Below are 1535 nucleotides of genomic sequence, written 5' to 3' on the forward strand. Positions count from 1 at the left end.
TACTCTGCTCATTAAAAAAAATCAGGTACGATGAAATAGATTTTGCAAACGGTCTTTCAAGGTTGCTCAATATTACAGAGTGGCATATTTCCTTTAAAGGCACTGATGGATAGTTAAACGAAATAAAATAACCATTATCAGGATGCGACTTCACCGAAGGGCTTGCTTTAGCTGTATGAATAAAAGAGCTATCTTGTAATAAACCCTGTAACCATGTATCTATTTGTTTCCCAGTTACAATCTTATACTTTTTTGATCTAAGATTATAACAATGAACTTTCTTAATATTATTTCTGTTGACGACGACGGTAATCATTGCAACTGCATAAGCACGGCTTCCAATTACCTGAATAACCTCATGTTTATCTCTCCTGATTTTCTTTACTAAGCTATCAGTAGTTGATAAATAAGATTTCATATCAAAATAAGAATAATAGTTGCAAGTGCAGCCCGAATTATCCTGGGCCTTACTATTCTTGTTTAAAAACAGTAGTAGTATTAAACTAATTAAATAACGCACTTGTCTAACTTATCTTAACAATTTGATTAACTTAAGTACTTCTGTTGCGCATTTACACAAAGGAGGTATATCATTGACTATTTTAGGGTCTAAGCGCCCATATTTAATATGCTGCCCTCCATCTCTGTATATATTTTTCTCTCCTTGAGGCTCCAAATATACATTACACATTTACTCCTTTTCAACAAGCGTCAACGAAAGATCGATTTCCAAAGGGCACACCTGCAAAAAAAGACACATGCTATTGATAATGATAAAGGTCTCTTTGAAGATTAAAGAACCTTTTGAAACTAATACAACGTACCTGGTTCCTATTACCTTTCCTGATCACTTCAATACCGGTAATATGTTCTTCAGGAATTTCATTGGCATTGATAGACTCTTCCTCTCTTATGCCAGCAGTGTCCCAATTTTGTATTAATTCCACTGTTTTTTTTGTAAATAAATTGGGCACATTATAACTTAATATGCCTCTGTTATAAGTATAGCTAAGACTGCCTTGGGACGTCCACATCATTACGGAATAGGTGCCTGATTGAATATCATATGACTGGAGTGTGTGCAATGTATCAATGTTCCTGATCAGGGAATTAAGACGGCCACTTTTAAATACCTGCATACGAACGTCGTGGAAAGTTGTTCCTTTCCACGAGCTGTTTTTAGTCGAACAAGTTACCTCCATTTTCCTTGACATAACAGAAAAACTATCCGTTTTACATGCACTGAGCTGTAGTGTAAGGAATAGAACAACTGATAATACTCTCATAACCGTGATATTAATATTTATATGGTATCTGTTTCTTACTTAACATTTTGTAATTGGTTCCGCCAGTAGCATCATAATACAGGCTCTGCCTGGTACCAGCTTTTATTAACCTCGTTGATGAGTCTCCTGCACCGCTTACATCCAATCCATAGAAGGCCCTGAGAGGAACATTGTTTTCTGCACGGATCAGGTTCTCGATATGTGTAGAATATAGCTCTGCATTAGGAATAGCCTCATTACCTCCGTTGC

3 protein-coding genes are annotated in these 1535 nt (G+C 36.2%); all 3 read right to left on the reverse strand.

Going from position 1 to position 1535, the window contains the following annotated elements:
- Positions 1-418, reverse strand: a 418-nt coding sequence (locus CLV42_RS34110) for a hypothetical protein (RefSeq protein WP_170117747.1), incomplete at its 3' end; no start/stop codon positions are given.
- A gap of 343 nt (positions 419-761) precedes the next feature.
- Positions 762-1286: a hypothetical protein gene (locus CLV42_RS33615; RefSeq protein WP_146154562.1), complete on the reverse strand. Its 525-nt coding sequence runs from the start codon at positions 1284-1286 to the stop codon at positions 762-764.
- A gap of 10 nt (positions 1287-1296) precedes the next feature.
- Positions 1297-1535, reverse strand: a 239-nt coding sequence (locus CLV42_RS34115; RefSeq protein ID WP_170117748.1) for a hypothetical protein, incomplete at its 5' end; no start/stop codon positions are given.

It is taken from the genome of Chitinophaga ginsengisoli (assembly GCF_003014595.1).
Classification (GTDB): domain Bacteria; phylum Bacteroidota; class Bacteroidia; order Chitinophagales; family Chitinophagaceae; genus Chitinophaga; species Chitinophaga ginsengisoli.